This is a genomic window from Clostridium arbusti SL206, assembly GCF_000246895.1.
Lineage (GTDB): Bacteria > Bacillota > Clostridia > Clostridiales > Clostridiaceae > Clostridium_I > Clostridium_I arbusti.
The window spans coordinates 1-22,071 of record NZ_BAEV01000067.1 but is presented as its reverse complement, the minus strand read 5'-3'; the positions used below and the strand labels follow the sequence as shown (position 1 = coordinate 22,071).

Sequence of the window (22,071 nt, the reverse complement as noted above, 5' to 3'; positions counted from 1 at the left end):
AAAGGGTGGAGATATTGTATTTGATAAAGTTAAAGAAGTAGTAAATACAAGATGCTTTAAAGCCATGGCTGAGTCATGCAAGATTGTACCAGCTGGACTTGGAACAGATGCAGGGGTAATGGGAGCAGTGGCTCTTGCTGTTATTGAGAGTAAATAGTTTATTTATTGAGAGTATTTTACAATATGTATATTATAAGGATTTCTTAGGTTAATTGAGAGTTTATAATACAATAAAATCTAAGAAATCTTTTTTATGGAATACCAAACTGACAAGAATATAGTAAACGTTATCTGATTATGTGAAACTTGAAAGATTAGTAATGAGAAGGTGATAAAGGATGATTAAAAAATGGTGGCAGGATTCTATAGTATATCAAATTTATCCTAAAAGTTTTCAGGATTCAAATGGAGATGGTATTGGGGATATAAAGGGAATTATAAATCGTTTAGATTATTTAAAGGATTTAGGAATTAATGTTATCTGGATTTGTCCAATATATAAATCACCAATGGTGGACCATGGATATGATATTTCAGATTACTATGATATTGATCCTTCCTTTGGAAATATGAAGGATATGGAACTTCTTTTAAAAGAATCAGAAAAAAGAGGTATTAAGATTTTAATGGATTTGGTAATTAATCATACTTCTGATAAGCACATATGGTTTGAAAAAGCTATGGAAGATTTAGATAGCAAATATGCAGATTATTATATAATAAAACAAGGAAAAGCGGATACTCCACCTAATAATTGGCGTTCTATTTTTGGAGGAAGTGCTTGGGAAAAAATTGCAGATACAAATAAATATTACTTGCATTTATTTACTAAAGGTCAACCGGATTTAAACTGGGAAAATAAAGAGATGCGCAATGAATTATATAAAATGGTAAATTACTGGCTAGAAAAGGGGTTAGGCGGATTTAGAGTAGATGCAATTGCCCATATTAAAAAGGACTTTTCCTATATTAATTTGCCATCTGATGGTCCAGATGGCTTAGTGGATGCTTGGGAATACTATAGGAATGCAAAGGGAATTGAAGTGTTTTTAGACGAACTAAAAGAAAGAACATTCAAAATCTATGATAGTATGACAGTAGGAGAAACAGATGTAAAAGAATCAGATAGGCTGGTAGATTTTATTGGAGAAAATGGGTGCTTTTCTACGGTCTTTGATTTCTGTCATGTAACTTATCATATAAATGATGATGAATGGAAAAATAATCCTATAGAAATGGTGAATGAAATAAGAGATAAACTATTTGAAAAGCAGTTAAATTCAATTGAATATGGATTTTTATCAAATTTTATTGAGAATCATGATTTACCAAGGTCTACAAATAGATTTATACCAGAAAACGAAATTGGTTTCTATAGTGAATCTATGCTAGCGACTGTATACTTTTTCTTAAGAGGTATTCCTTTTATATATCAGGGACAGGAAATTGGCATGATGGATTTTCCTAAAAAATCCATAGATGAATTTTTGGATTTAGCTACATATCAAAATTATAAAGCATACTTAGGTAAAGGATTTACAGAAGATGAAGCGTTAAAGAAGATAAATATAGAATGTAGAGAACACAGCAGAACTCCATTTCAGTGGAGCCATGATAAAAATTCAGGATTTACTACTGGAACACCATGGTTTGAAATAAATCCAAATTATAAATACATTAACATGAAGGATCAGGAAGACAAAGAATATTCTTTATTGACTTATTATAAAAGACTAGTTAAATTACGTAAAAGTGAAGAATATAAGGAAGTTTTTATTTATGGAGATTTTATTCCAATATTTAAAGAATATGATGGTATAATTGCATATGAGAGAAAAGATGATAAACAAAGAATTTTAATTATAAATAATTGTGTTAATAAGACTTCTACTATAGAAATTAAAGAGAATATAAAGAAAACATTGTTAAATAATTATGAGGAAATTTTGCTAGATAAAGAAAATATAAAGTTACTTCCATATCAATCTATAGTTTTAGAAATTAATTAATTAAGTCTATAATTTTCGTAGGAGGTATATGTATGAAAACAATAGCTATATTAACAAGTGGTGGAGACGCACCTGGAATGAATGCTGCCGTAAGAGCCGTAGTAAGAACTTCTCTTGATAAAGGGCTTAAAGTTATGGGAATTGAAAGAGGATACAGTGGATTAATAAATGGAGAGCTCTTTGAAATGAAAAGGAAAGATGTATCAGATATAATTCAAAGAGGTGGTACTATTCTAAGGACTGCCCGTTGTGCTGAATTTATGACTGAGGAAGGAAGAAAGAAGGCAGCAGGAGTCTTAAAGGTATTTGGTGTAGATGGTCTAGTTGTTATAGGTGGGAATGGCTCGTTTATGGGAGCTCAAAAACTTTCAAAGCTTGGAATTGCTACAGTGGGTATTCCTGGTACTATAGACAATGATTTGTCATATACAGATTATACATTGGGTTTTGATACTACCTTAAATACAGTATTAGATGCTATAAATAAATTAAGAGATACTTCTGCTTCACATGAAAGAGTAAGTATAGTTGAAGTAATGGGAAGAGACTGTGGTGACATTGCTCTTTATTCAGGTATAGCTGGAGGAGCAGAAGGTGTTGTAATACCTGAAAAGGGTTACGACTTTGATGAACTATGCAAAACTATTCTTGAAGGAAAATTAAAAGGAAAAATGCATAGTTTGATTATAGTTGCAGAAGGAATTGGTGGATCAATCGAATTAGCTAAGAAAGTTGAAGATATTACAGGTATTGAAACAAGAGCAACTATTTTAGGGCATATTCAAAGAGGAGGAAGTCCATCTGCCTTTGATAGAATGCTTGCTTCAAGAATGGGCGTTAGAGCTGTAGAAGTTCTAATTGAGGGAAAATCATCAAGAGTTATAGGAATAAGAGATAATAAAATAACTGATGATGATATAGATGAAGCTTTAGCAATACCAAGAAAGTTTGATGAAAGACTATATGAGATATCAGAGATACTTTCAAGATAGATTTCATTAAAATACAAGGCATATAAACTTATAAAATTGTATTTATTAAAAAATATTAATTATGCACTAGAATTTTAAAGAGATTCTAGTGCATATTACCTTTACTTGACATTTTTCTTTTCCATTCATATGATTATTATATATAACTTATACGTTTACTGTAATGATTAAGGTGAAATATTTAAAATTTTAAAGGGGTGATACGAATGGCAACAAACAGAGAAAAAATAAATATAAAATTTGAAGAACTGTCATTGAAAATTGATCCCAATAAGGATTTAGGAGTCAGTGCTAAGGATATAGCTGAGGAATTAAATATACAAAGAAATTTGGCAAGTCATTTTCTCAATGAATTTGTTAATGAAGGAAATGCAATTAAGGTTAATACTCGCCCAGTATATTTTCTCTCTAGAAGTGTTTATGAAAAGGATAAAGATTCCTATTTAATGATTAATCAATATTTAAAGCAGGGTATTGAAAATAAAAGTACTGAAAACAAAAATATTAATCCATTTAGGCAATTGGTTGGAAGTGAGGGAAGCCTGAAAACAATTATTGATCAATGTAAATCATCAGTTATTTATCCACCCAAAGGTCTTAACTCATTATTTGTAGGAGAATCAGGTGTTGGAAAAAGTTTATTTGCAAGATTGACTTATGAATATGCTTTAAAAAGTGAATATTGTACTGGAGATTTTGTAGAACTTAACTGTGCAGAATATGCTAATAATCCGGAACTATTATCATCAATCTTATTTGGACATGCAAAAGGAGCCTATACGGGTGCAGATCAAGAAAAAAAAGGTTTAATTGAGCTTGCTGATAATGGTTATCTTTTTCTAGATGAAATTCACAGATTACCTTCTGAAGGACAGGAAAAACTATTTTTGTTCATGGATAAAGGTTATTTTAGAAGAATGGGTGAAACAGATAAATATAGAAAATCAAATGTCAGATTGATGTTTGCAACTACAGAAAATCCTGAATCACATTTTCTGGATACTTTTTTAAGAAGAATACCCCTTATTATCAAGATACCAAGTTATAAAGAAAGACCACAAAATGAAAGACTTGATCTTATCTATAGCTTTTATAAAAAAGAAGCAAGCTTAATTAAGAAAAACATGATTATAAAGAGTAATGTGATTAATTTTTTACTAAACAATATTAAAAATGGAAATGTGGGAAAGCTATCAAATATAATTAAATTAAGCTGTGCAAAAGCTCTTACAGAAGAAAAGATAAATGCAGGGGAAACAATATTTATTCAAATAAATCATTTACCTGAAAATCTTTTGAAATCATCTGAAATTAATGAAGAGAATCCATTTAATGTGAATGATTTAGAAATCTCCTATATTAATTCAAAGGAAACAAATCAAAGAACTGGTGAGAAATTAAGGCTTCAACGTTATAATCAGATTATTGTAAGCAGAATTATAGCTCTTAAGAAAAATGAAATAGATGAAGATACGTTTTATGTTAAAATATGCCGTATATTTAACAGCTGTATAAATCATGTCATGTTTGACTTAAATATGCATAAGCAGAATATATTTTTTGAATCTATGCAAAAAAAAATACGTAATATTTTATCTTATGCTTATTTGAATTTTGGATTGAATCAGTACAATAGTCACGTTGGTATATTAACAAATCTGGTGCTTTATATTTATGATAATACGGAATCTTTAATATTAAATAAAGAATTAACTGAGGCAATTGATGAACTTGGAAATCGTTATTATAAAGAATTAAAGATAGCAAAAGTTATTTTAGATGAGTTGGAGAAAGAAGTTAGTATTCCAAATAAGAAAATTTTTATGTTGTATTTATTTATGTTTGTTTATTCCCAGCAGAGAACATTGAAGAAAAGAAACATTAATGCCATTATAATTGCTCATGGTTATTCAACAGCAGCAAGTATTGCCAGCACCAGTAATCGTTTGCTTGGAAGTTATGTGTATGAGTCCTTTGATATGCCACTTACTGCCACTATTGATGATATAAATAATGAAATAAAAAAATATTGCCAAACAATAGATGTAGAAAACGATTTGGTTATTCTTGTGGATATGGGATCTTTAGAAAAAATATACACAAAATTAAGTGGCAGCTATTTGGGAAACATAGCTATAATTAACAATGTGTCAACAGCAATAGCTTTAGATGTAGGTCAACGAATACTAAATGATGAGAGCATAGAATCTATTGCTGATAATTCAGTTAAAAAAATACATATAAACTCTCGCGTTATTCAGAAAAAATTAAAGAAAAAAGCTATTGTGACAACATGTACAACTAGGTTAGGTGCCGCAAAGATGATTAAAAAATTAATTGATGAAAATACAGAAAATAAAATTCCTATTTTTACTATTGATTATTATGAATTAAAAGATAAAGGAATTAATCAGAGTGTACTACAGGATTATAGTGTTGAAATGATTATTGGAACAGAAGATCCTGAAGTTAAGGATATACCATTTATCTCCTTTGAAACTTTTATTAATAGAAAACTAAGTGATTCCCTTTTAAAAAAAGCATTTCCTGATATTTTTAATGATAAAATTTTAGATAGTATAAATGAAGACATGGTAAAAATGTTTACTTTGGAAAATATTGTAGATTACCTTACTATATTAAACCCTAGGCAAACAATTAATCAGGTAGAGGATGCGGTTGTAAAAATTGAGCGTAGTTTTGGCGTGAAAATGGATGGATTTTTAAAGATAAGTTTATATATTCATATTAGTTGTATGATGGAAAGGGTAATTATTAAAAATCCTAATTTAAATTATCCTGAGCTGGATAACTTTGTACAGTATCATGTACACTTTATAAAAGTAGTTAAAAATGCCTTTAGTGTCATAGAACAGTATTATAATGTTGAAATTCCTTTTTCTGAAATAGGATTTATTTATGATATTATGAAGAATAGAATCGAAATAAGTAATAGTTAGAATGCTGATAATAGAGTATTTATTAAAAATCCAAAAATCATGTTAAGGACATTGACAGTGCTTGGCATGGTTTTTGCTATATATTAAAGTGAGAGGAAATGATAAAGGTGAAAAATAAAATTCAGTTAACAAGAGTTGATAATCGATTAGTTCATGGACAAATTGCAATTATTTGGAGAGCTTATTTACGCGCTAATGTGATTATAGTTCCAGATGATGATGTTATGAAAAACAAAATGATAATGGCATTGATGAAAATGACAGCAAAATCAGCAGGAGCAAAGGTTATATTTTGTTGTGTAAACGATATAAAACAAGAGCTGGATAATATAAATGATGAAAAGGTTTTTATTGTTTGTAAAACTCCACAAATTGCAAAACAGATTGTTGATAAGGAAATTCCTATTGTAGAAATTAGTGTTGGAAATATGTATAACACTAATGGAAAAAAATTATTAGCATCTAATGTTTACGTTGATGATAACGATTTAGAAGATATTAAATATATAAAATCAAAAGGAATTAATATTTATATACAAGATATGCCTAATACAAAAAAAATAAAATTATAGTATAAAATTCACTTTTTATCTTTTTCTTAAACAAAATTTTTGGAGGGAAATATTATGAGTATACAATTAGCAAGAATCGATCAAAGACTTATCCACGGATTAGTGGTTACACAGTGGGCATCTGCAACTAAGGCAACAAGACTTATGGTTATTGATGATCAGGTTAGTAAAGATGAGGGAATGAAAGCAAGTATGAGACTTTCAAAACCTACTGGAGTGAGTATGTCTATTATTGACACTAATAAAGCAATTAATAATTTTAACAATCACAATTATGATACTCAAAGAGTATTTATCGTAGTAAAAGAACCGGAAACTTTGAAAAAATTAGTAGATGCAGGTGTTCAATTACCTAAAGTAAACGTTGGCATTATGTTTTTTTCAGAGGAAAAAGAAAAAATATCTAAATTTGTAGCTATCACAGAAAAAGAAAAAAAGGACTTACAATATATAATTGATAAAGGTGTACCAGTTAATCTTCAATATGTTCCAACTGATACAGAGCAAAATTTTGCTGATGTTTTAAATGCTAAAAAATAGATGATGAAATGAGGAGATAAAAATGACTATTGCAATTATACAAATGATTCTCATAATTTTGCTTGCATTTTTTATGACTATAGATCAGAACGGATTTGTTGTCATTACCTATTATCCTGTTATTATGGGATTTATTGTAGGACTAATTATGGGCGATATGAAAACTGCTATGATTGTTGCAGGAACTTTTCAACTGATGGCCTTGGGGGTTGCCTCCTTAGGAGGTTCCTCTGTACCTAACTATGGACTGGCAACAATTGTTGGAGCATATATAGCAATAAAAACAGGACAAGGGATTAAAGCAGGGTTAGCAATAGGACTGCCAGTTGGAATGCTTGGTATTCAACTGGATATAATTGTTAAGCTAGTGAACAATTTTATTGTTCATAAAGCTCAAAACTATGCTAACAACAGAGAATTTAAAAAGATGAAAAATATACTGTATTTAGGACCTGTTTTATTTGGATTATCTACAGCAATTCCAACTGCTATCTGTGTTATCTTTGGATCTCAAGCAGTAAGTTTTATACTTAACAGTGTGCCTAAATGGGTAACTAATGGATTGTCTATTGCCGGGGGGATATTACCTGTTGTAGGTATTGCAATTCTTTTACATTATATGCCAGTAAAAAAATATTTAATGTATATATTGATTGGTTTTGCATTATCAGCATTTCTTAAGATGCCTATACTTGGAGTGGCAATTATAGGGTTTGGATTTGCTTATAATATGTTTACTAAAGCGGCTTCAGCCCCAGTAAGTAATACTGCAGTACAAGGAGATGATTACGATGAGTGAAGAAACAAATGGAAAATATGTAGTTACATCAAAAGATTTACACAAAACAGCAATACGCTATATGGGTATGGCTTGTAATGATTTTAACTATGAAACACAGCAGGGGCCAGCATTTGTTTATGCATTATCTCCACTGTTAAGAAAGATATATAAAGATGATGATGACTATGTTGATGTTTTAAATAATCATTTTAAATACTTTAATACTACAACTTGGATGGCAAATATTATTCTTGGTGCTGTTGTTGCCATGGAAGAAAAAGATGGTAAAGATGCCATAGATACGGTTCAGTCCTTTAAAACCAGTTTAATGGGACCTCTTGCAGGTATTGGTGATACATTGATTTGGGTACTGCTTCCAACAATTATGGGTTCAATTTCAGGATACATGGCTCTTCAGGGGAATCCAACTGGTGCCATCATGTGGTTGATACTTAATATTGCATTTCTGTTTGTACGTGTAAAATTATTTGATATTGGTTATAAATCTGGACTTAAGTTAATTACTTCCTTTGGGGATAAACTAAATATTCTTACAGAGGCAGCGTCGATTCTTGGTCTGGCTGTTGTAGGTTCACTTATTCCAAGTGTTATTAAAATGAATGTTGCTTATGTTTATACGGTAGGTAAAGTAAGCTTATCTATACAAAAAGATGTTCTTGATAAAATTATGCCTGCTTTACTTCCAGCAGTATTAACAATTGTTGTTTATAAACTTCTTGATTGGAAAAAGATGACCACAACTAGAATAATTATTCTTGTAATTGTTTTCTCAATGTTGTGTGCTTTATTTAATATATTATCAGCATAAGTTTTAGAAAATATTTGAGTAATATTGTATTCGTGCTGTATCCTAGGAGATATGGTTTGTCAGCTAGAAAATAACTTTAGAAATGAGAGTTTATGATGGGAAGTTTTTTAAATAATACTATAGGATTCTGGCAATGGTTTCAAAAACATTGCCAGAATATAAATAGTTATGACAAGGAAATTTATAATAAAAATGTTAAATTAATTGGGGAAAAATTAAATAAATTATTTGGTAATATCTATTTTGTTATTGAAACAAATAAGGATAAAAATCAATTAATACTGGATGCATTAGGGGATATAAACAGGAACTATTTAAAGAAATGTTTTAAAGAAAATATGCCAGAGAAGCTTCGGGATAAATGGGATATACCAGTTGACTTCCCTCATCAGGAAGATAATTCATTGGCACTGGAAAATGGCAGTATAAATGATTATGAAATAATCACAGCTTTAGATATGGATAAAAAAAAGCATCAATTCAATATACGTATATTTTGTGAAAGATTTTTAAAAATGCCAAGAGAAGATACTGAAGCAATTGCCATGATGATGGTTTACAGATCGCTTGGGGAATTATATATGAATTGTTATGCGGGTAATATTATTATTGAAAAAGATAAAAACAGTGACTTTTTTAACACAAGAAAATTTATTACTTTGCATGATTTATATAGTCATGTATCAGAGACTATAATAAGAAAAAAATGGGGAATACCTAGTTACAGCGGTGAAATATTTACACCATATAATGAGATTAAAATAAATAAACAAAAGAAAACCAGAAGAGATATTGTAAGAGGAGCAACTTCTCATATAAATTTATGTAATGAGTATTTTAGTGATAACAAGGATAATTATGATTTCATGAAATCCGTTGGAGCTGATTATATTTATATATTCTATGAAAATGGAGACTCCTCAGCAGAAGAAATTAAACAAATACAAGAGAAGTTACAAAATACATTGATAAATAAGCTTAATGAAGGAAAATACGGACAAATAATTGGTTATGGCTATGGGCAAAAATCCTATACTGATCTAGTTGTCTTTGATTTGGACATCTTTAATAAAATATTTAAAGAAACATCAATAGGTTTTCCTAAAAAACTATCCTATTTATCATTTAATAAATAAAAGAATTCAGGAGGAAAGATTATGAGAAAAATTATTGTGGCATCTCATGACAAGCTGGCAGATGGAATGGTTAAAACATTAAAATTTATAGGAGGAGAGAGAGATAATCTATTTCCGCTGTCGGCATATGGTGATAATAAACCAATTGATGATCAGATAAAAGAGATAATGGCGAAGGTTAGTGAAAAGGACGAATTAGTTATTCTCACTGACATGGTAGGGGGAAGTGTAAATCAGAAATTTTTTAGCTTTAAAGATAGACCAAACACACATATTATATCTGGAATAAATTTACCGCTGGCTTTATCTATTGTGCTGCAGCCGGAAGAAGATTTATTGACTGCTGACCGGATAAAGGAATTAATTAAAGAAGGAAAAGATCAAGTTATATATGTCAATGATTACTCAGTTGAAGTCAGTGAAGATGATGAATAAATTTTTACTATAAAAAATATTAGGGAGGCGTTTATTTTGAGTGAACCTTGGTGGAAAAAAAGTGTTGTTTATCAAGTCTATCCGCAAAGTTTTAAAGATAGCAATAATGATGGTGTAGGAGATTTAAGAGGTATTATTGAAAAGTTGCCTTATATAAAAAGATTGGGAGTTGATGTTATCTGGTTAAATCCTATATATGAGTCTCCAAATGTTGATAACGGATATGATATCTCTGACTATAGGACAATTCAAAAACGCTATGGTACTATGGAAGATTTTGAAGAATTATTAGGTAAGGCACATGAACTTGGCATACGTATTATAATGGATCTGGTTGTTAACCATACGTCAGACCAGCACAAGTGGTTTAAAGAGAGCTGTAAAGCAGAAAAAAATAAATATCGTGACTACTATATCTGGAAAGAAGGCAAGGATGGCCATGAGCCTAACAACTGGGGATCATCTTTTGGAGGCTCTACCTGGGAATATAAGGACAGTGTAGGAAAATACTATCTGCATCTGTTTGCCAAAGAACAGCCGGATCTAAACTGGGAAAATGAAGAAGTAAGAAATGAAGTTTATGATGCCATGCGCTTTTGGCTTGATAAAGGTATTGACGGATTCAGAATGGATGTAATTAACCTTATATCTAAAAGGCAGGAATTTAAGGATGGTACTGAAATTAGAGATAATTCCTTTGCTTCCTACTATGAAGGTGCCGCAAACGGACCAAGAGTTCATGAATTTTTACATGAAATGAATAAAAAAGTTTTATCCAAATATGATTTGATTACTGTAGGAGAAACTCCAAATACTACTCCTGAAGATGCTATTAAATATTCTTCTGCAAATAGAAGTGAACTTAATATGGTTTTTCAATTTGAGCACATGCATGTGGATTATGATGAAAATAGAAAGTGGACAACAATGAGGCCTAAATTGTCTGATTTAAAAAAAGTTCTTTCAAAATGGCAGGAAAGATTAGCAGATGAAGGTTGGAATAGTTTGTACTGGAATAATCACGATCAAGCTAGAGTTGTTTCACGTTTTGGTGATGAGGGTAAATACCGCATAGAATCAGCAAAAATGCTTGGAACTTTACTTCATATGATGAAGGGAACCCCCTATGTTTATCAAGGTGAAGAACTGGCAATGACTAATGTTCATTTTGATTCTATAGAAGATTACAAGGATATTGAAATCCTTAATCGTTATCATGAACTTGTTGACCTTAAAGGAAAAGATCCATCTTATGCTTTAAGTGTAATTCATGCTAAAGGAAGAGATAATGCTAGAACTCCAATGCAATGGGATAATTCAGAAAATGCAGGATTTTCTCATTCAAAGCCATGGATAAAAGTTAATCCTAATTACACTAAGATTAATGTTGCAACTCAGGTTGATGATGAAAATTCTGTTTTCAACTATTATCGAAGGTTAATCCAATTGAGGAAAGATTACGATATTATAATAACTGGAAGATATGAATTGATACTACAAGATGATTCTGACATTTTTGCATATCTTAGAAAAGAAAAAAATGAAACTTTATTAACAATTTGTAATTTTACTAATAGGGAAACCATTTTTAGATTACCTAAAAACATTGATTATAATTCTTATGAATTATTAGTTGCTAATTATGAAAATGTTAACGGTATTGATGCTGATATTAAATTAAAGCCTTACGAAGCTAGAGTCTATTTATTAAAAAGATAAATTTCATGTATATAGTAAATTTATAAAGTGATATCAATAGTTTATTAGGTTACTTGCCCAATTGAATATACAAATATTTATGATTAGATGGAGTGAATAATTAATGGCAAAAGAATATGTTATAGGAATAGATTTAGGGGGAACTAAAATCTGCGGAGCATTATCAGACGTGGATGGAAATGTATTAAGTCAGCATACAATTGCTACTAATGCTTTTGAAGGTGAAGAAGCAGTACTTGGAAGAGTAATCAGTGTTATTGAAAAAATATTAAGCGATGGAGATAAGAAACCGGAAGAGATTAAAGCTATAGGCATAGGTTCTCCAGGGCCACTGGATGCTGAAAAGGGAATAATAATAACTACACCAAATCTTCCATTTAAGAATTTTAAATTGGTAGATCCTATAAAAGAAAAATTTAGAGTCCCTACTTATCTTGATAATGATGGAAATGTAGGAGCAATTGGTGAATTCGTATTTGGTGCAGGTCAAGGCACAAAGAATATGATTTTTATAACAGTAAGTACTGGAATTGGCGGAGGCGCTATATTAAATGGACAAGTATATAGGGGTAACACCTGTAATGCTCTTGAAATAGGCCATATGACTCTTGAAAAAGATGGGCCAAGATGTAACTGCGGAAATTATGGTTGTGCAGAGGCACTTGCATCAGGAACTGCTATAGGCAAAAGGGCAAAAAAAGCAATTTTAAATGGGGAAGATACAATATTAAAAACCTATGAAAATGTAACTTCCTATGAGACATTTCAAGCAGCAAAGAAGGGTGATGCAGTAGCTTCAAAGATTCTGGATAATAGCCTTAACTATTTAGGTATATGTGTTGCTAACATGATAACAATATTTGATCCGGAAATGGTTATTATCGGTGGAGGAGTATCAAAGGGTGGAGATATTGTATTTGATAAGGTGAAAGAAGTAGTAAATACAAGATGCTTTAAAGCCATGGCTGAGTCATGCAAGATTGTACCAGCTGGACTTGGAACGGATGCAGGGGTAATGGGCGCAGTGGCTCTTGCTGTTATTGAGAGTAAATAGTTTATTTATTGATAGTATTTTACAATATGTATATTATAAGGATTTCTTAGGTTAATTGAGAGTTTCTAGTACAATAAAATCTAAGAAATCTTTTTTATGGAATACCAAATTGACAAGAATATAGTAAACATTATCTGATTATGTGAAATTTATAAATTTACAAATGACGATAATGGATATGATATTGCTCTTTCCTTAACATGAAGGAGCAGGAAGACAAGAAATTAATTAATAGATTTTTTATTAAGAACCTATTGATTCACTTTATAGTGATTTCAGTAGGCTTTTTTTATTTTAATTAAAGTGTAGAAAAAAATTATTTGCTAGATTAACCTATAAGTGTATTTAAAAAATTAATATTGTACTGGATATGTCTTCTATCCTAATACAAATTTATTAAATGTTTAGACACTAAGTATAAAGTGTTTAAATATACAATGTTTAAAATTATTTTTTTGGACACATATAATGTTTATTTCATAAGTGTCTAATTTCTTCTGTAAAATATATAATAATTTAGTGAAAATAGTCGTATTTATGCGGTTTTTTAATGTCTAAAAATATTGGCACGAGATTTGCTTTATATTAAAGTATAAGTTAAAAATTATTAAAACTAATATCAATGGAAAGGAGCATAAGAACGTGAAAAAAATATTAATTGCAACTCATGGAACTTTAGCTAGTGGTGCTAAAAGCACCATTGAACTTTTGGTAGGAAATATGGCAGACATTACATGTATTAATGCTTATGTTGAGAAAGAAGGGGAGGATGTAAACGAGAGCATTAAAAAATTTTTCGATAGTGTTAAGCCAGAAGAAGAGGTATTTGTTTTCACTGATATTATAGGTGGGAGTGTAAATCAAAAAATTGTAACATATGCATCAAAATTGGACGTATTTATTATTGCTGGTTTTAATCTTCCTCTTATCTTAACAGTAATAATGGAGAGTGAATTAATAACTAGAGAGAGGCTAAATGAGATTATTGAAGAAAGCCGAAGTCAGATGAATTTAGTGGAAGTTAATGTAAACGATAAAAGTGATGAAGATTTTTTAGAAGGATAAATAAAAGAATAAATAATTAGAAAGATAAAATTTGGAGGTATGAAAAATGATAGTAGCATTAAGAGTAGATGATAGATTAATTCATGGACAGGTTGCATTGGCATGGTCAAAGGAGCTTAGAATTAAAGGAATTATTGTAGCAAATGATGCAGCTGCACAGGATGAAATGCAAAAAATGACATTAAAAATGGCAGTACCAGATAGTATTAAATTACTTATAAAGTCTGTTGATGATGCTATTGGTGTAGCTAATAATCCAAAAGTTGCAAAGATGAGAATTTTACTTCTAACTAGAAATATTAAAGATGCTTTGAAAATTCGTGAAAATACAGAAAATATAGAATATGTGAATATAGGTAATGTTGGCCGATTTGATGGAATTGATGCATCTGAAAAAACAATGGTAAGTCCAACTGTTATGCTTACAAAGGATGAAATCGATTCCCTGAAAAAGTTAATTGAAATTGATTCAAGTACCAGTTTACAAGCTGTTCCTTCGGACGAAAGAAAACCAATGAAAGATATTGTTCAAAAGATGAATTTATAAAATTGAGTAAAGGGAGGAATATACATGTTAGTACAGGCTATTTTAGTAGCACTTGCTGTCTTTATATGTGTTGGAGGTGCTGAATTAGCAGGACTTACTATGCTTAATAGACCAATTGTTATAGGACCTGTAGTAGGATTACTACTTGGAGATTTGCATACAGGGGTCTTAATAGGAGCAGCACTTGAGGCAGTATTTATGGGAGTAGTTAATATTGGTGGTGCACAAGCTGCTGAACCAGGTATTGCTACTGCTGTAGGAGCAGCATTTGCAATTATGCTGGGAGGTGGATCAGAGGTTGCTTTAACATTAGCTATACCAATTGGTATTTTAGGACTTCAAATTAAGAATCTTTTATATATTTTCTTAGTAGGTTTTTTTGCACCAGTTTTTGATAAACTTGCAGTAAAAGGAGAAGAGCGTAAAATAGTAACTTTACATTTTGGACTTTGGGCTGTTAACTGGTTTTTATACTCACTAGTTGCCTTCTTTGGTATTCTTGTAGGTTCTGATGCAGTTCAGGCTTTGTTAAACTCAATTCCAAAGTTTGTATTAAATGGCTTAACCATATGTGGAAACTTATTACCTGCTGTTGGTATGGCAATGTTATTAAAATTATTATGGAATAACAAAATATGCGTTTTCTATTTTCTGGGATTTGTAGTAGTTGCATATTTCAAATTACCTCTTGTTGCTCTTGCAGCTATAGGCATAATAATTGCAATTGTTATTGCATTTAGTGATTATGATAAGAGTCAATTAGCTAAAGTAGGTGTTAATCAAAATACTAGCTTAGGTAATAGTGAAGAGGAGGATTTTTTCGATGAGTAATTTAACTAAAGAAATTCCAAAAGAAGAAAGAAAATTGCTTAAAAAAATGTTTTGGAGGTCCTTTACTTTATATTCTTCTGTAAGTCCTGCAAAGCAAGGTGGTTCAGGGTTCTGCTATTCATTAATGCCTTTTATTAATAAATTTTACCCTGATTCAAAAGATAGAAAAGAGGCATTAACACGCCAAATGTCATATTTTAGTGCAACAATTCCATTATCTACATTTATAATGGGGCTTACAGCTTCAATGGAGAAGGAAAATAGTATTCGTGATGATTTTGACACTACATCAATTAATGCTGTGAAGTCCAGCTTAATGGGCCCAATTTCAGGCATTGGAGATTCTATCTTTTGGGGAGTTATTAGAGTTATTGCAGCTGGTGTTGCTGTTAGTATGGGGCAATCTGGAAATGTTCTTGCACCGATTATATTTTTATTACTTTTCAATATTCCAGCTATTGTTATAAAATATTATGCAACATTTTTAGGATATAGTTTAGGGTCAAAATATATAGAAAAATTATATGCCAGTGGATTGATTAATATACTAACTAAGGCTGCCAGTATTGTTGGTTTAATCATGGTAGGCGGAATGACCAGCCAAATGGTAATATTCAAGACTACTGTTCAATTTAAAATGGGTGGTACTTCAGTACTTAATTTACAAAATATGCTGGATCAGATATTCGTAGGTATTGTACCACTAGCAATAACTTTAATTTGTTTTTACTTGATGAGAAATAAAAAAGTTAGTATAAATATCCTATTAATCGGTGTTATTATATTGGGGATTTTACTTTCAGCATTGGGTATTGCATAATTATTTATAGAAGATAAGGAGAATTATTATGAGTGATTGGTGGAAAAAAGCAGTTGTTTATCAAATATATCCGAGAAGTTTTAAAGATTCCAATGGAGATGGCTATGGTGACTTAAATGGTATAATAGAAAAGTTAGATTATTTAAAAAATCTAGGAATTGATGTTATATGGATTAGTCCCGTTTTTGACTCTCCTCAAGATGACAACGGTTATGATATTAGTGACTATAGAAAGATATACGAAAAATTTGGAACTAATGCTGATATGGAAAAATTAATTAAGGAAGCACACAATAGAGGAATTAAAATAGTAATGGATTTAGTTGCTAATCATACCTCGGATGAACATTATTGGTTTGAAGAAAGTAAAAAATCTAAGGATAATCCATATAGTGATTACTATTTTTGGCTTGATCCTAAGAAGGATGGTAGTGAACCAAACAATTGGGGTTCCAGCTTCTGTGGTTCAGCATGGGAATATTCAAAGGAAAGGAAGCAATATTATCTTCATTACTATACAAAGAAACAACCAGATTTAAACTGGGAGAATAAAAAAGTTCGCCAGGAAGTCTATGATTTAATGAAGTTTTGGATGGATAAAGGAGTAGATGGATGGCGTATGGATGTAATTGCATCTATATCAAAATATACTGATTTCCCAGACTATCCAGAAAGGCCAGGGCAAAAGTATATTAAAGGGTTTATGCATGCTAACGGACCAAGACTTCATGAGTATTTGCAGGAAATGAATAGGGAAGTATTATCAAAATATGACTGTATGACTGTTGGGGAAGCACCTGGATCCGATTCGGATATTGCTAGATTATTTGTAGATCCAGAAAGAAAAGAATTAAATATGATTATCACCTTCGAACATATGGATCTCGATAGAATTCCAAATTCTCCAAATAAAAAATGGGATTTAAAAGATTTCGATTTTAGGGATTTGAAACGTGTTTTATCTAACTGGCAAGTAAAATTACTTGATCATGGATGGAATGCTCTTTATTTTGAAAATCATGATCAGCCTAGAATAATTTCACGCTGGGGAAATGATACGAATTATCGTAAAGAATGTGCAAAAGCTTTTGCCACTATACTTCATGGTATGCAAGGAACACCTTATATTTATCAAGGAGAAGAAATAGGTATGGTAAATGCTCATTATAAGCTTGAAGAATATGATGATGTAGAAATTCATAATGCATATAGAGAATTAGTTCAGAAAAATAAATCTATTTTAGAAGAAGATTTTATGGCTGCAGTATGGAAAAAAAGCCGTGATAATGCCAGAACTCCAATGCAGTGGGACAGCTCTGAAAATTCAGGATTTACAACAGGTAAACCTTGGATTAAAGTGAATCCACGCTATTCTGAAATTAATGTATCCGAAGCATTGGAAGATGAGGATTCTATTTTCTATTATTATCAGAAGTTAATTAAGTTACGTCATGAAGAACAAATTCTTACAGATGGTACATTTAAGCTTTATCTTCCAGAGCATCCAAATTTATATGTATATGAAAGAGAGCTAAAGGGTGAAAAATGGCTTGTGGCAGCTAATTTTTCTGAGGAAGAGACAGCAGTAGATGCTCTTTTACCTTATTTTTATGAAAAGTGGGAGAAAGTTATCAGTAACTATGATGAAATAAGAGTAAATATGCCGTTAAGACCTTATGAGGCATTTATAGTTCGTAGTATTAAATAGTAGAATAAAGGATTAAAGGAAAAGGCAGTAATTTATTTATTATGTCTAGATAAACTGTTTTGAAGTAAATTGTGTAGCAGTTTTATCTAAAAGGTGTCTTTTTACTCTATAGGCAAATTAAAATATTTACTGTAAAATAGATTGTAATGAAGGGAGAATACCAATATGCAGGCAAAAGATAAAGTTTATGATATGATGCAAAAGATGTGCATGGAAAAGGTGAAGGTTAGTGCAGTAGAGTTATCAAAAGAATTACATTTAAGTCGTCAGGTAGTTAGTCATTACCTTAACCGTTTACTTGAGGAAAGATTGGTGCAAAAGACAAATTCAAGACCTGTATATTGGAGTATTTCCAACGTCTATGAGAATAAAAACGAAGATACAGCATTAGATAATATAAATGTTAAAGATAATAATAAAGACAGTATTACAAAAATTGACCACCAGCAGGAAACTAATGCATTTAGTGTTATAATTGGTTGTCATGGCAGCCAAAAAAAGGTTGTGGAACAGTGCAAGGCTGTGGTCAATTATCCTCCAAATGGATTACCTATACTTATTACAGGTGAAAGTGGTGTGGGAAAAAGTTTTCTTGCCAATTTGATTTATCAATATGCTTTGGAACAAAAAGTGATTTTACCCAAAGCACCTTTTGTAGTATTAAACTGTGCAGATTATGCAAATAATCCTGAGTTATTGTCTGCTACATTGCTTGGCTACAAGAAAGGAAGTTTTACTGGGGCAAATAGTGATAAGGAAGGACTTTTAAATGAGGCTAATGGCGGCTATCTGTTTTTGGATGAGATTCATAGATTATCCTATGCCAATCAGGAAAAACTATTTCTATTTATGGACACAGGGAAATATCGCCAATTGGGAGATAATGAATGGAAAAAATCTAATGTACGGTTTATTTTTGCTACCACAGAACGTACTGAAGAGGTATTACTGGAAACCTTTAGACGTAGAATTGCGGTTCATATTAATATTGATAGTATAATAAATCGTCCTTTTACAGAAAGATTGCAGATGATTTATTTATTCTATTATAAAGAGGCAAAAAAAATAAAAAAAGATATTGTAGTTGATGTGCATGTTGTAGAAGTATTATGTTTTTCAAAGCCTAAGGGGAATATTGGAACTCTTCAAAATATTATTCAAATTAGTTGTGCTAATGCATTTACAAAACAGATGAATGAAGTATCTTTAAATATTACTTTAGAAGATATACCTGATATTTCAGATATATCTTTTAGTACATCTAATAGAGATGTAACTCCACTTAGAATATTTTACAACAGAGAATTAGTTCAAGTTGAAGATGAGAGTATAAAAATAAAACAAAAATTTATTGAGTTTTTTCAACAAATTTCAAATATTTCCTATGAAAATATTGAAGCAGCCAAGTTAGAAATTTTTATTGAATTTAAAAAGTTAATGAATTCTGTTAAAAAACATCTAAATATATTGTTTTTAGAACAAAACTTATTTATCAGAGAAAGTTATATGGAGAAGTTTTTAAATATTGCAGAGCGTTATGGTGTTCATTGTCCTAAAGAAGTTATGGAACCAATGTTCTGTTTAGTCTTAATATTACAAGATGATATAATAGCTAAATTTAATTTTAATAAGGTCATAGGTTTTTTAGAGGATATATCTCTAAGAGCTCATTATGTAGCTATAAAGCTTGGAGAAGAATTAGGCACAATTTCCACTGGAGTATCTAAATGCTTAGAGATTATGAATACTATATTTTTTCAAGAATATATAGTAGAAACTATTGAACTTCAAGGATTAATTGTAGCACATGGAAGTGCTACTGCAAGTAGTATTCAATCTGTTGCAAATCAAAACTGTGGTACCTTTGTATTTGAATCTATAGATATGCCTATGGAAATATCTTCAGCAGAAACAATTAAAAAGGTGAATGCTTATCTTGAAAAAATAAATACTAGCAAAGGTGTTATCCTACTAGTGGATATGGGTTCCTTAAATCAAATGTATTCTTCTATAAAGAATCATTTATCTGGAGATTTACTTATTATGAACAATGTGACAACTGCAATTGCTTTGGATGTTGGAATGAAAATGATTCAGAATGTATCTTTTAAATACATTGCGGAACAGGCAAAGAATGCTTATACAATTGGTATTCAATATTTTGAAGGCATTGCAAGGGGAAATAATATAATTATTTCTTGTATGTCTGGACTTGGAATTTCTCATAGAATAAAAGAGCTTATTGATCGTTTTATTAATTATGAAACTATGGATGTTATTACAATGGATTATAAGAATTTGAGAAATTTAATTGATCAAAATAATAAAGATGATTTTAAGCATACAAAACTAATAATTACTACATCAAATTTACCACAGATTACAACCATACCTTGGGTTAATGTTTATGATATTTTAGACGGAAAAGGTGAAAAGTGCCTATGGGAAGCATTAAAATCTGAAATGAATAAACAGGAATTTGAAGCTATGAAAAGAGAGTTTATCAAATTCTTTTCTATGGAAGGAATTGCTAGTAGATTGACTTTTTTAAATCCCAATATTGTAATTAATGAAGTAGAAAATGTTATTTATAGATATGAACAGTATTACGATATGAATTTAGTCGGGTATATTAAACTAAATTTGTATATGCACATTGCTTTTATGATTGAACGACTAATGACATCAGATAATTATGAGGCAGGAGAAAAAATGGAATATGCAGATAAAGAGAAGGAGTTTTATGATGTTTCCAAAGATATTTTTGGTGAGATAGAAAAAAGGTATCATATTAAATTAAATCAGTATGAGTTATCATTATTGTATGAATTGTTTAAGAATATTTTATAATGATTATTGTAGAATATCATTATAAAATATTTAAATTTATACTAATTTATACAATATAGCATAAATGGTTACTAAGTATTGGAGTGAATAATTAATGGCAAAAGAATATGTTATAGGAATAGATTTAGGGGGAACTAAAATCTGTGGAGCATTATCAGACGTGGATGGAAATGTATTAAGTCAGCATATAATTGCTACTAATGCTTTTGAAGGTGAAGAAGCAGTACTTGGAAGAGTAATCAGTGTTATTGAAAAAATATTAAGCGATGGAGATAAGAAACCGGAAGAGATTAAAGCTATAGGCATAGGTTCTCCAGGGCCACTGGATGCTGAAAAGGGAATAATAATAACCACACCAAATCTTCCATTTAAGAATTTTAAATTGGTAGATCCTATAAAAGAAAAATTTGGAGTGCCTACTTATCTTGATAATGATGGAAATGTAGGAGCAATTGGTGAATTTGTATTTGGTGCAGGTCAAGGTACAAAGAATATGATTTTTATAACAGTAAGTACTGGAATTGGAGGAGGCGCTATATTAAATGGACAAGTATATAGGGGTAACACCTGTAATGCTCTTGAAATAGGCCATATGACTCTTGAAAAAGATGGGCCAAGATGTAACTGCGGAAATTATGGTTGTGCAGAGGCACTTGCATCAGGAACTGCTATAGGTAAAAGGGCAAAAGAAGCAATTTTAAATGGGGAAGATACAATATTAAAAACCTATGAAAATGTAACTTCCTATGAGACATTTCAAGCAGCAAAGAAGGGTGATGCAGTAGCTTCAAAGATTCTTGATACTAGCCTTAATTATTTAGGTATATGTGTTGCTAACATGATAACAATATTTGATCCAGAAATAGTTATTATCGGCGGAGGAGTATCAAAAGGTGGAGATATTGTATTTGATAAAGTTAAAGAAGTAGTAAATACAAGATGCTTTAAAGCTATGGCTGAGTCATGTAAAATTGTTCCTGCTGGACTTGGTACAGATGCAGGGGTAATGGGAGCAGTTGGATTAGCTGTAATTGCAAGTAAATAAATATTTTCTATAATAAAATAAATTTTAAGCTATCACATTACATAAGACACCGCTTTAGTGGGCCTAAGGGCGGTGTTTTTGTTTGGTAGCGGTCACTTCTCTATTAGGTTTTTATCCAAATCATTCATGGCACGAATACAAAGCCCGTCTTTCTTTAGCATTCCAATTATAGTTATAC

General features: G+C 30.7%; 18 protein-coding genes and 1 pseudogene. All 19 read left to right on the top strand.

What is annotated here, in order from left to right; all coding sequences use genetic code 11:
* Window positions 1–157 (top strand): annotated as a pseudogene (locus RH99_RS19785) (ROK family protein); the annotation flags it as partial.
* Between the two features lie 181 nt (window positions 158–338).
* Window positions 339–2,009, top strand: coding sequence for an alpha-glucosidase (locus RH99_RS12285; RefSeq protein WP_010238527.1), 1,671 nt, complete (start codon window positions 339–341; stop codon window positions 2,007–2,009).
* A 32-nt stretch (window positions 2,010–2,041) separates the two neighbouring features.
* Entirely contained in the window at window positions 2,042–3,001 is a 960-nt protein-coding gene (gene pfkA / locus RH99_RS12280; protein WP_010238525.1) for a 6-phosphofructokinase, read from the top strand.
* 206 nt (window positions 3,002–3,207) lie between these two features.
* Complete coding sequence (locus tag RH99_RS12275) at window positions 3,208–5,961, top strand: sigma 54-interacting transcriptional regulator (RefSeq protein WP_010238523.1); 2,754 nt, start codon at window positions 3,208–3,210, stop codon at window positions 5,959–5,961.
* A 98-nt stretch (window positions 5,962–6,059) separates the two neighbouring features.
* Complete coding sequence (locus RH99_RS12270; protein WP_010238521.1) at window positions 6,060–6,533, top strand: PTS sugar transporter subunit IIB; 474 nt, start codon at window positions 6,060–6,062, stop codon at window positions 6,531–6,533.
* Window positions 6,534–6,587: 54 nt separating this feature from the next.
* Window positions 6,588–7,073 carry a PTS sugar transporter subunit IIB gene (locus RH99_RS12265; RefSeq protein ID WP_010238518.1) on the top strand — a complete coding sequence of 162 codons (486 nt, stop codon included), beginning with the start codon at window positions 6,588–6,590 and terminating at the stop codon, window positions 7,071–7,073.
* A 22-nt stretch (window positions 7,074–7,095) separates the two neighbouring features.
* Window positions 7,096–7,872, top strand: a complete 777-nt coding sequence (locus RH99_RS12260) for a PTS mannose/fructose/sorbose/N-acetylgalactosamine transporter subunit IIC (RefSeq protein ID WP_010238516.1) — start codon at window positions 7,096–7,098, stop codon at window positions 7,870–7,872.
* Window positions 7,865–8,683 carry a PTS system mannose/fructose/sorbose family transporter subunit IID gene (locus RH99_RS12255; protein ID WP_010238514.1) on the top strand — a complete coding sequence of 273 codons (819 nt, stop codon included), beginning with the start codon at window positions 7,865–7,867 and terminating at the stop codon, window positions 8,681–8,683. The genes RH99_RS12260 and RH99_RS12255 overlap by 8 nt, the downstream gene beginning before the upstream one ends.
* 95 nt (window positions 8,684–8,778) lie before the next feature.
* Window positions 8,779–9,819, top strand: a complete 1,041-nt coding sequence (locus tag RH99_RS12250; RefSeq protein ID WP_010238512.1) for a hypothetical protein — start codon at window positions 8,779–8,781, stop codon at window positions 9,817–9,819.
* Window positions 9,820–9,840: 21 nt separating this feature from the next.
* Complete coding sequence (locus tag RH99_RS12245) at window positions 9,841–10,254, top strand: PTS sugar transporter subunit IIA (protein WP_010238510.1); 414 nt, start codon at window positions 9,841–9,843, stop codon at window positions 10,252–10,254.
* Window positions 10,255–10,290: 36 nt separating this feature from the next.
* Window positions 10,291–11,973: a glycoside hydrolase family 13 protein gene (locus RH99_RS12240; RefSeq protein WP_010238508.1), complete on the top strand. Its 1,683-nt coding sequence runs from the start codon at window positions 10,291–10,293 to the stop codon at window positions 11,971–11,973.
* A 103-nt stretch (window positions 11,974–12,076) separates the two neighbouring features.
* On the top strand, window positions 12,077–13,027 hold the full coding sequence (locus RH99_RS12235; protein WP_010238506.1) for an ROK family protein: 951 nt from the start codon (window positions 12,077–12,079) through the stop codon (window positions 13,025–13,027).
* Window positions 13,028–13,669: 642 nt separating this feature from the next.
* Window positions 13,670–14,092, top strand: coding sequence for a PTS sugar transporter subunit IIA (locus tag RH99_RS12230; protein WP_010238504.1), 423 nt, complete (start codon window positions 13,670–13,672; stop codon window positions 14,090–14,092).
* 46 nt (window positions 14,093–14,138) lie between these two features.
* Entirely contained in the window at window positions 14,139–14,639 is a 501-nt protein-coding gene (locus tag RH99_RS12225; protein ID WP_010238501.1) for a PTS sugar transporter subunit IIB, read from the top strand.
* Window positions 14,640–14,663: 24 nt separating this feature from the next.
* Window positions 14,664–15,470: a PTS mannose/fructose/sorbose/N-acetylgalactosamine transporter subunit IIC gene (locus RH99_RS12220; protein ID WP_010238499.1), complete on the top strand. Its 807-nt coding sequence runs from the start codon at window positions 14,664–14,666 to the stop codon at window positions 15,468–15,470.
* Entirely contained in the window at window positions 15,463–16,290 is an 828-nt protein-coding gene (locus RH99_RS12215; RefSeq protein ID WP_010238497.1) for a PTS system mannose/fructose/sorbose family transporter subunit IID, read from the top strand. The genes RH99_RS12220 and RH99_RS12215 overlap by 8 nt, the downstream gene beginning before the upstream one ends.
* Window positions 16,291–16,318: 28 nt before the next feature.
* Window positions 16,319–17,998, top strand: coding sequence for a glycoside hydrolase family 13 protein (locus RH99_RS12210; protein WP_010238495.1), 1,680 nt, complete (start codon window positions 16,319–16,321; stop codon window positions 17,996–17,998).
* Window positions 17,999–18,163: 165 nt separating this feature from the next.
* Window positions 18,164–20,848 carry a sigma 54-interacting transcriptional regulator gene (locus tag RH99_RS12205; RefSeq protein ID WP_010238492.1) on the top strand — a complete coding sequence of 895 codons (2,685 nt, stop codon included), beginning with the start codon at window positions 18,164–18,166 and terminating at the stop codon, window positions 20,846–20,848.
* A gap of 94 nt (window positions 20,849–20,942) precedes the next feature.
* Window positions 20,943–21,893, top strand: a complete 951-nt coding sequence (locus RH99_RS12200; RefSeq protein ID WP_010238490.1) for an ROK family protein — start codon at window positions 20,943–20,945, stop codon at window positions 21,891–21,893.
* The last annotated feature ends 178 nt before the right edge of the window (window positions 21,894–22,071 follow it).

What these genes read in the sequence shown, in the direction of transcription:
- RH99_RS12255 (WP_010238514.1), top strand. Translation starts at nt 7,865, where the DNA reads ATGAGTGAAGAAACAAATGGAAAATATGTAGTTACATCAAAAGATTTA.
- pfkA (WP_010238525.1), top strand. Translation starts at nt 2,042, where the DNA reads ATGAAAACAATAGCTATATTAACAAGTGGTGGAGACGCACCTGGAATG.
- RH99_RS12275 (WP_010238523.1), top strand. Translation starts at nt 3,208, where the DNA reads ATGGCAACAAACAGAGAAAAAATAAATATAAAATTTGAAGAACTGTCA.
- RH99_RS12285 (WP_010238527.1), top strand. Translation starts at nt 339, where the DNA reads ATGATTAAAAAATGGTGGCAGGATTCTATAGTATATCAAATTTATCCT.
- RH99_RS12250 (WP_010238512.1), top strand. Translation starts at nt 8,779, where the DNA reads ATGGGAAGTTTTTTAAATAATACTATAGGATTCTGGCAATGGTTTCAA.
- RH99_RS12210 (WP_010238495.1), top strand. Translation starts at nt 16,319, where the DNA reads ATGAGTGATTGGTGGAAAAAAGCAGTTGTTTATCAAATATATCCGAGA.
- RH99_RS12270 (WP_010238521.1), top strand. Translation starts at nt 6,060, where the DNA reads ATGATAAAGGTGAAAAATAAAATTCAGTTAACAAGAGTTGATAATCGA.
- RH99_RS12205 (WP_010238492.1), top strand. Translation starts at nt 18,164, where the DNA reads ATGCAGGCAAAAGATAAAGTTTATGATATGATGCAAAAGATGTGCATG.
- RH99_RS12200 (WP_010238490.1), top strand. Translation starts at nt 20,943, where the DNA reads ATGGCAAAAGAATATGTTATAGGAATAGATTTAGGGGGAACTAAAATC.
- RH99_RS12260 (WP_010238516.1), top strand. Translation starts at nt 7,096, where the DNA reads ATGACTATTGCAATTATACAAATGATTCTCATAATTTTGCTTGCATTT.
- RH99_RS12265 (WP_010238518.1), top strand. Translation starts at nt 6,588, where the DNA reads ATGAGTATACAATTAGCAAGAATCGATCAAAGACTTATCCACGGATTA.
- RH99_RS12215 (WP_010238497.1), top strand. Translation starts at nt 15,463, where the DNA reads ATGAGTAATTTAACTAAAGAAATTCCAAAAGAAGAAAGAAAATTGCTT.
- RH99_RS12245 (WP_010238510.1), top strand. Translation starts at nt 9,841, where the DNA reads ATGAGAAAAATTATTGTGGCATCTCATGACAAGCTGGCAGATGGAATG.
- RH99_RS12220 (WP_010238499.1), top strand. Translation starts at nt 14,664, where the DNA reads ATGTTAGTACAGGCTATTTTAGTAGCACTTGCTGTCTTTATATGTGTT.
- RH99_RS12235 (WP_010238506.1), top strand. Translation starts at nt 12,077, where the DNA reads ATGGCAAAAGAATATGTTATAGGAATAGATTTAGGGGGAACTAAAATC.
- RH99_RS12225 (WP_010238501.1), top strand. Translation starts at nt 14,139, where the DNA reads ATGATAGTAGCATTAAGAGTAGATGATAGATTAATTCATGGACAGGTT.